This is a genomic window from Limnofasciculus baicalensis BBK-W-15 (assembly GCF_024178385.1).
In the GTDB taxonomy this organism is placed as follows: Bacteria; Cyanobacteriota; Cyanobacteriia; order Cyanobacteriales; family Coleofasciculaceae; genus Limnofasciculus; species Limnofasciculus baicalensis.
Window position 1 is genome coordinate 1 of record NZ_JAMZMM010000287.1, and the last position, 7942, is coordinate 7942.

5 protein-coding genes are annotated in these 7942 nt (G+C 41.3%); 2 read left to right on the forward strand and 3 right to left on the reverse strand.

What is annotated here, in order from left to right; all coding sequences use genetic code 11:
• Window positions 1-246: 246 nt before the first annotated feature.
• Both nadC and argS read left to right on the forward strand, forming a co-directional pair.
• Complete coding sequence (nadC, locus tag NJ959_RS22025) at window positions 247-1131, forward strand: carboxylating nicotinate-nucleotide diphosphorylase (RefSeq protein WP_254013889.1); 885 nt, start codon at window positions 247-249, stop codon at window positions 1129-1131.
• Between the two features lie 99 nt (window positions 1132-1230).
• On the forward strand, window positions 1231-2988 hold the full coding sequence (gene argS, locus NJ959_RS22030; protein WP_254013890.1) for an arginine--tRNA ligase: 1758 nt from the start codon (window positions 1231-1233) through the stop codon (window positions 2986-2988).
• 108 nt (window positions 2989-3096) lie between these two features.
• Here the strand turns inward: argS and NJ959_RS22035 are convergent, their stop codons facing one another.
• The 3 genes from NJ959_RS22035 to def all read right to left on the reverse strand — a co-directional run bounded on the left by NJ959_RS22035 (window position 3097) and on the right by def (window position 7633).
• A complete protein-coding gene (locus NJ959_RS22035) occupies window positions 3097-4689 on the reverse strand; it encodes a mucoidy inhibitor MuiA family protein (protein ID WP_254013891.1) in 1593 nt (530 codons plus the stop codon).
• A 144-nt stretch (window positions 4690-4833) separates the two neighbouring features.
• A complete protein-coding gene (locus tag NJ959_RS22040; protein ID WP_254013892.1) occupies window positions 4834-7038 on the reverse strand; it encodes a mucoidy inhibitor MuiA family protein in 2205 nt (734 codons plus the stop codon).
• Between the two features lie 31 nt (window positions 7039-7069).
• Complete coding sequence (gene def, locus NJ959_RS22045) at window positions 7070-7633, reverse strand: peptide deformylase (protein WP_254013893.1); 564 nt, start codon at window positions 7631-7633, stop codon at window positions 7070-7072.
• Between the last annotated feature and the right edge of the window lie 309 nt (window positions 7634-7942).

Here is a 7942-nt window from a genome sequence, read left to right on the forward strand (position 1 = left end):
TTATAATTTTGACGAGGTACTTTACTTCTTTTAGAAGCTTTCAAACTCTTTATTTGTCTAGGTTCGGTCGCTCTCGGTCGGTGTTTCCTTTCTCGAGCGCATTTACCAATGTAGCTGGTCTCTCTTTGATTGTCAAGCTTTTTGAAAAAGTTTTTTTGGGATTCCTGGAAAATCTCTCTGGGAGGGATTTCTGAGCTAAGTTAGTCTAGAGACAATGCGAGACCCTATATAACAAATACCCGTAATATGAGTCAGATTGCGATATTACCTGCCCCGATACTGCTAGAACCATTTCTCCGTAGCTGGCTATTGGAGGATATTGGTAGAGGCGATCGCACTACTGAGGCATTATTTAGTTCAGATGCCCAAGTGAGGAAAGCAGAGTGGACGGCTAAGGAAGCGGGTATCATCGCTGGCTTACCAGTTGCAATGAAGGTATTCCAGCTATTGAGTGAAAAAACAAACTTAGTTCCTGTAGTTGCTGAGGGTGAATGGTGCAACAAGGGACAGGTGGTTGCACGTCTGGAAGGTTCTATTGATACACTACTTATGGGAGAACGAGTTGCCCTGAATTTGGTTATGCGTCTAAGTGGAATTGCCACATTAACCCGGAAGTATATTGACAAAATTACCGATCTACCTTGCAAACTGGTTGATACCCGCAAGACAACACCAGGATTGAGATTGTTGGAGAAATATGCTACTCAGGTAGGAGGAGCAGTCAATCACCGTATGGGGTTAGATGATGCTGTGATGATTAAAGACAATCATATTGCTGCGGCTGGTGGGATAAAAGAAGCGATCGCACGTATTCGTTCCCATATCCCCTATCCCTTGAGTATTGAGGTTGAAACTGAAACTCTGGATCAAGTGGCAGAAGCGGTGGCGGAGGGAGCGGATATCATCATGTTGGATAATATGCCGCTAGATATGATGGATCGAGCTGTACAGATGATTCGGGCGGCTCATAATCGGATTAAGATTGAAGCTTCAGGCAATATCACTCTGGAAACGATTCGCACAGTGGCGGAAACTGGGGTAGACTACATTTCCAGTAGTGCGCCAATTACTAGATCGACTTGGCTGGACTTGAGTATGAGAATTAACCATAACAGTTCAGTGAAGAACTGATTTTAAAGAGAATAACTACAATTTCCATAACACTATTAATCACGAAAAGTGATTGAATAGTGCCCAATACTGATTTGAAATAACCTTTCCACAACACAAATGAACTCTACAGTTGAACATCTGAAAGCTAAATTTGAACAAGCATTGATTGCAGCATTTGGAACTGATATGGCTGGTACAGATCCCATGTTAGTTCCAGCAAGTAATCCGAAATTTGGGGATTATCAATCAAATGCGGCTTTGTCGCTGACCAAAAAATTAGGGAAACCACCAAGAGCGATCGCAGAAGCTATCTTAGGATATCTGGATGTTACTGAAATCTGCAATCCACCGTCTATTGCAGGTCCAGGTTTTATAAATTTTAGCCTAAAACCTACCTATTTAGAAGGACAACTTACTTCTATTCAAAACGATCCACGTCTAGGAGTAGCACAAGCAAAGCAACCACAGCGAGCGATCGTAGATTTCTCCAGCCCAAATATTGCTAAAGAGATGCACGTAGGTCATCTGCGATCGACAATTATAGGAGATTCTATTGCCCGGATTTTAGAATTTCAGGGTCATGATGTACTGCGACTGAATCATGTGGGAGACTGGGGTACTCAATTTGGCATGTTAATTGCTTATTTGCGCGAAGTTTGCCCAGAAGCTTTGACGACATCTGATGCTATTGAATTGGGAGATTTAGTAGCATTTTATCGGGAGGCAAAACAGCGATTTGATGGAGATGAAGGATTCCAAGAGACAGCAAGACAAGAAGTAGTAAAACTACAATCGGGTGCGGAGGATACTAGAAAAGCTTGGCAATTATTATGTCAGCAATCGCGGCGGGAGTTTGAGGTAATTTATGATTTACTCGATGTTCATTTAAAGGAACGGGGTGAATCATTTTATAATCCTTTCTTACCAGATGTAGTTAAAGACTTGGCAGAGTCAGGCTTATTAGTAGAAAGCGATGGTGCTAAGTGTGTTTTTTTGGCAGGATTTACCAATAAAGAGGGAAATCCTTTGCCATTAATTGTCCAGAAATCTGATGGGGGCTATAATTATGCGACAACTGATTTAGCCGCACTAAGATATCGCATCGGGCAAGATAAAGCGGAACGAATTATTTATGTGACTGATTCGGGACAGGCAAATCACTTTACTCAGGTATTTCAGGTAGCAAAACGGGCGGGTTGGATTCCAAATAATGTGAAAATAGTTCATGTTCCTTTTGGATTAGTGCAGGGAGAAGATGGTAAGAAGCTGAAAACCCGCTCTGGAGAAACTGTCAGGTTGCGGGATTTATTAGATGAAGCAGTTGTGCGTTTCCGTGGTTATCTGGAAGATAAAATTAAGGAAGAAAATCGTGAGGAAACGGAAGAGTTTAAATCTCATGTTGCTACGGTAGCTGGCATTAGTGCGGTTAAATATGCGGATCTTAGTCAAAATCGTAATAGTAATTATATTTTTAGTTACGATAAGATGCTAGCAACCATAGGAAATACGGCACCTTATTTACTTTATGCTTATGCTAGGATTCAGAGTATTAGTCGTAAAGGAGATATTAATTTTGAGGAGTTAGAAGCGGATGGCAAAATTATGTTGCAGGAAGAAACAGAATTGGTGCTAGCCAAGCATTTATTACAGTTAGGTGAGGTTATTCGTAATGTTGAACAGGATTTGCTACCTAATCGCCTTTGCCTGTATTTGTATGAACTGAGTGAGAAGTATAATCAATTCTATAATCAGTGCCCTGTACTGAAAGCAGAGGCATCTGTAAGAAAATCTAGATTAACTCTCTGTGCGATAACGGCTAGAACTTTAAAGTTGGGATTATCTTTGCTGGGTATTCCAGTATTAGATAGGATGTAATACCAAGTCTAGTTGTATTAACATTGTTTGTAGTAGGCACTTTAGTGCCTAAAAATGTTTTAGTAACAAGCACTAAAGTGCTTACTACAAACTGGATTTACGCCGTTTTTACAGTCCTTGTACTTCTGGTGCTGCTGAGATTTGATAGACTAAAGTAGCCTGGAGTTGAGAATAGGGTTCTAGAGTAAAATTCCAGTTACAAAAACCATTTTTATCAGGTTCGACACTATTTGTAGTTTTGTCTGGGATTACCTTAACCTTAACCTGTTCTAGTTCGGAAATTGGGACGCGCTCAGTGGTTTTAATGACTCTTGATTCTGCCCCAATATTAGAGAGAAATAATGTAGTTTCAATGGTTAGTTCATTCCACTTGGTAAGATGATTCTTGTTTCGTTTTTCAGTTTGGGTACGTTGAACGCGCATTCCCGCATCTGATCCCCAGGAAAGTGCAAATTTCTCGCCCGGTGCAATAAATCCAATTGATGTTTTCCCGATAAATTCAGAGGAGCGTAGTAAATCGACTGGACCGGCTAGAATTGGAAAATTTGCTGTATTAATTTGTTCGCTTTTGAGGACAACTTGACAGGATACCTCTGGCATTAAAATATATTCTATTTCGGCATCTGAGGTAAAGGAGAAAATGGCAACGCGATAGGGATTACCATCTGAGGGAATAGTAGCTTTGTGAGGGGGTCGCAAATTGCGGATTTCGCCGCCATCATCCACACCAGGAAGTTCAACAGTGGTAGGGGTAGTATCCTTGTCTATTCCAGTGGTTTGGATTTCCTGATTCCTAGCTTGAATAATAATTTGTTGGGATTTTTCCCTCACATTTAATTTGTCATCAGTTAGCAGAGGAGGTTCAGTACCGAGGGAAGCGCGGGCGGTGGAAAAGATTAAATCTACATTATTCCAGTCTTCGCCTGTTCGTTGCCAGACACAACCATCAAAGCGAAAAGATAGGGTAGCATTGGTAGTATTTGTTGCTAATATTAAACGGGATTGATGATAAGGTCGCCAGAGAGCATTTGGTACTACATAGTCGAAAGCAATTTCATAGTCTCCAGTGTCGGAAATCATTAAGTCGGTTTCGATATGGGCGGTATAAACCATATCTGGACGAGACATTGCCTGAATTCTAGAGATTAAGTCGTTAATTTGCTGGCTGAGTTTTTCTTGACTGTAATAGTTATTGACAATTTCGGTACGGAAATCGCGCAACTGTTTAAATAGGGTTTGTAATTGCGATCGCCAAGAGGTAGGATCTATTTGTCCCCATACTGCATCAACTGGTAACTCTTGTACAGCTTTTGCCAAAATAATGTTAGTTTGGTTAAAAGCATAGTCTTGGTGGCTGCGATTTTCTTCAAGATTTTTGAGTGTGGTTTGGAGGAATCGCAATTCCGCTTGTAAGGTTTTGATTTCCTGTGGTTTATCTTCTTCTTTGACTAGCATTCGACGGCGCACGCGCACATCATCAATTCTTGCACCGGGATAATTGCCAACAAATTCTGCACGGAGGGATTTATCAGCGAGTACTGACGCAACATTCTCGACTTTAATTTGCCATAATCCTGGCGTGAGATTTGTTTTGCAGATCCGTCGCACTAAGGCGCGATCTTCTAGAAGTGTGACGGTGGAAACTGGTGCTTCTAGAGTTAATTTTTGGATGGTTTGTGGTGTTAAGTTAATTGGTGGCATGGGTCACTTTTTTTGTGGTTGATTTTATTCAATAAATTCAAAGAGGGCGAGTCAATCAAGGTTATTAGTTAGGAATGAAAATTTTCGCAGCGACTTGCCCCTACAGAAATTCGTCACTCCCCGCTCTCCATTTAGAAAATAAATCTATTCTCGCCGATTTCCACCGATTACTTCACTATCGACAAATGTCTTGATTTTATACTCTGCTGATAGTTTTATTTCTTGTCCTCCGGGTACTTTTATTTGCCACCGATAACCACCCTGAATAGGTGCGCTACGTTCATTTTGTTCATATTTTTCCCAGTTAGGGGAAACGTTACCAATTTCTACATCTACTTTAGCTCCATCTTGGGGAAGAGGAATTCTTTCTCGCACTTCAATTTGTGCTTCTTTAGGGAGACGATTGGCAATATTAATGGCAATTGTATGACGCATTTCGTTGAGGGAAACCAGAGATTGACTGGAACGAACTTCTTGATCGGTTACATTCCGTGCTACTTTAATAGCTTGTTCTACTCCTAAGCCTAATTCCATTTGTCCTTTAGGTGGTACAGTAGGAATATTTGTTGATAGGATATATTCGCCATTCACATAAACATCTACAGCACCAGATAGTAAGGGTGCTTGTAATGGGTTGTACAGTTGAGCGATGCGGAAAACATTGGTATCCTCACGGGGGACAACAATATAACGCATGTCTACTTTGGTACTTTGGCTGGTGAGGGCAACAGAATGAAATTGCATGTCTGAGGGAACATCGACTCTTCCATCAGCGTTGTAAGCATAGTCGAATGAACCTGCTACTCGACGAACATTAATCCCACCGGGAGGTAAGTTGACAGAAAGAGATTGTTGTGAATAGCTTACAGCATTTTGCATGATTTGTAATAGATCTAGAGTAACAGTAATTCCCTGGCGTTTGAGGGTTTCTTGATAAATTTCATTCTGTTGCCTGATGGACAATTTTCCGCGATTGGTTAGGTTACCTACTTCTGCTAATTCCATGAGGCTGTAGGTGAAGAAATTAAATCTACTTATATCGTTATCATCAAGCAATTGCTCCGGTTTTGGGCATAAAAAACTATTGGTATCGAAAGGAAGCGATCCCATAGGTGACAATCGCTCCTGCCAAACACTTTCTCCAGTATTACCATCTAATGATTTTTGGCTAATCTCCTTCCTAGCGCGGACTCTCTCTGCAACTTTATTGGATACCGATCCAGCGGAAGTTGGTATATTTAGCGATTGAGAAGAGAAAATTTGGAAATCTTGTGTTTTAACAAATTTGTCAGATATTTTCTCGTCTGGGAAACTAAAATCTAATTTTAGGTTGGGAAAACTTGGCACTTTTACAGCTTGCAAATTCACACTAAAGTCTCGTTTAGACAAACCATAAACTGCTGCTTGTTTTTGTCTGTCATAATCTTCAAATAGAAGTTCGACACCAACTGGAGGAATGCGCCAACCGGATTTTTTTACCAAAGGTTGATTCTGTCCAATTCTGAGTGAAGGTAATTCTGGTAACTCACACCAAGCCATGGGTTGAGCGGTAGAAAGTTCTAAACTTACTCCACACCAGTCTTCGCCTGTACGCTGACAGATTAATGCTCGAATTGCGATCGCGGCTGTATTACTCGCACTATCTAAATGGCATACATAGCTTGGTGTCCAACGTGCGCCAGGAACAAAATATTCGATCAGTAACCGTTGTCCTACAATAGTTCTGTCACCTTCATAACTCAACCGAACAATCGCCGTTTTTCGCAATTCGTGAGGTTGAACTTCTTTGGCGCTGGATGCCTGTTGCTGTTTTTGTTGTAAATTTTCTAAATGTTCTTTTGCTTTGCGTAAGTTTTCTTCAGTTTCTTGTTTTTCCTGTAGTTTGGCACGGATTTGTTCGTCCTGGAAATTGGCGATCGCAAGTCGTGCTGCTATTGGGGAAGGTGGTGGTGCTTTTCCCTCTTCTCCATGAGGTCGATCTGGTACGTTAAGTTTATATATTAGAGTAATCTCATTATTAATTAGACCAATCCGATCCACAAGTTGTTGAACTTCGATCTTGCCTTGTCGTATTTCCTCCTCTGCTGGTGGAGTTGGTGTATCTTGAAGTGGGGCAACTGTTAAACCAATGCGAATATCTGTAGGAATAATAGTTTCTCTATTCCCATCACTTTCAATCCGTACTCGCACGCTACTATCATCTAATGCTAGAGGTAGTCCGGCAATTTCCACCTCTTCTGGTACTTCTCCATTACTGATTTCTGAAAATTCGGCAATGCGGGTGATGGTTGCTCCGGTTGCGTATACTTTTACTTTATCGATTTTGGCAGGAAGTTGTATTGTTTGCATGTTTTTATTTATCAAGTAATTTTGATCCTCTTTAAACGCAATGGCTTCGCCCGCCAGAGGCATCGTACTTTTGCACAATTCGCTCCTGATATTCCTGCTCTTTAATCAAATTCTGACTACACTCCACCCGATCTAAAAACATGATCCCCTCAAGATGATCGTACTCGTGTTGAAATATACGTGCGACAAAATCTGTTAACTCTTGGCTGCGGAGCTTACCGTCTCGATTGCTATACTCTACCTCAATTTTCTGATATCTAGGAACTAATCCTCGCATACCCGGAACACTCAAACAACCTTCCCAATCTTTTACTATTTCATCGGAGTGGGCAATAATCCGTGGATTAATCATCGCTGTCGGTTCCATTTCTGGGGCATTGGGATACCTGGGATTGGGGCGAGACGCTACGATAAACAAACGATAGGAGGCAGAAACTTGAGGCGCAGCAATACCAACACCGTTTTTACTAATAGCGGTTACGATTAGAGCATCAATTAGCTGCTGGAAGCGTACAGCTTGAATATTATCAATGAGTTGGGCTTGCTGTCGTAAGATTGGGTTGCCTAGCTGGGCGATTTCTAGCGATTGAGTCATTCTAACGTAGTACCCTTCGGTACTGAGTCTGGTCAGATTTGGGCTTTGGCAAGCCCCCGCCTTTAGGCGTGGGGTTTCTGACAAAGGATTATACTTGAACGGAATTACCACAATGTTAGCTCACAAGAAGGGAGTAGGGAGTAGGGAGTGGGGATTAGGGAATCAGGAAAATAATCCTGTAAATCTTTTGAATTATGTTAATCCTGAGCAAAACTGGCAGAATTTTTCGGGTTAATGGTGAAAAATGTTAATTTCTCTTACAAACATTGAGAATGGTGCGTTAGGCACGGGAATTTAATTATGGGTTGA

Coding starts and splice junctions, on each gene's coding strand:
- NJ959_RS22040 (WP_254013892.1), bottom strand. CDS start 7,038: ATGCAAACAATACAACTTCCTGCCAAAATCGATAAAGTAAAAGTATAC.
- nadC (WP_254013889.1), top strand. CDS start 247: ATGAGTCAGATTGCGATATTACCTGCCCCGATACTGCTAGAACCATTT.
- argS (WP_254013890.1), top strand. CDS start 1,231: ATGAACTCTACAGTTGAACATCTGAAAGCTAAATTTGAACAAGCATTG.
- NJ959_RS22035 (WP_254013891.1), bottom strand. CDS start 4,689: ATGCCACCAATTAACTTAACACCACAAACCATCCAAAAATTAACTCTA.
- def (WP_254013893.1), bottom strand. CDS start 7,633: ATGACTCAATCGCTAGAAATCGCCCAGCTAGGCAACCCAATCTTACGA.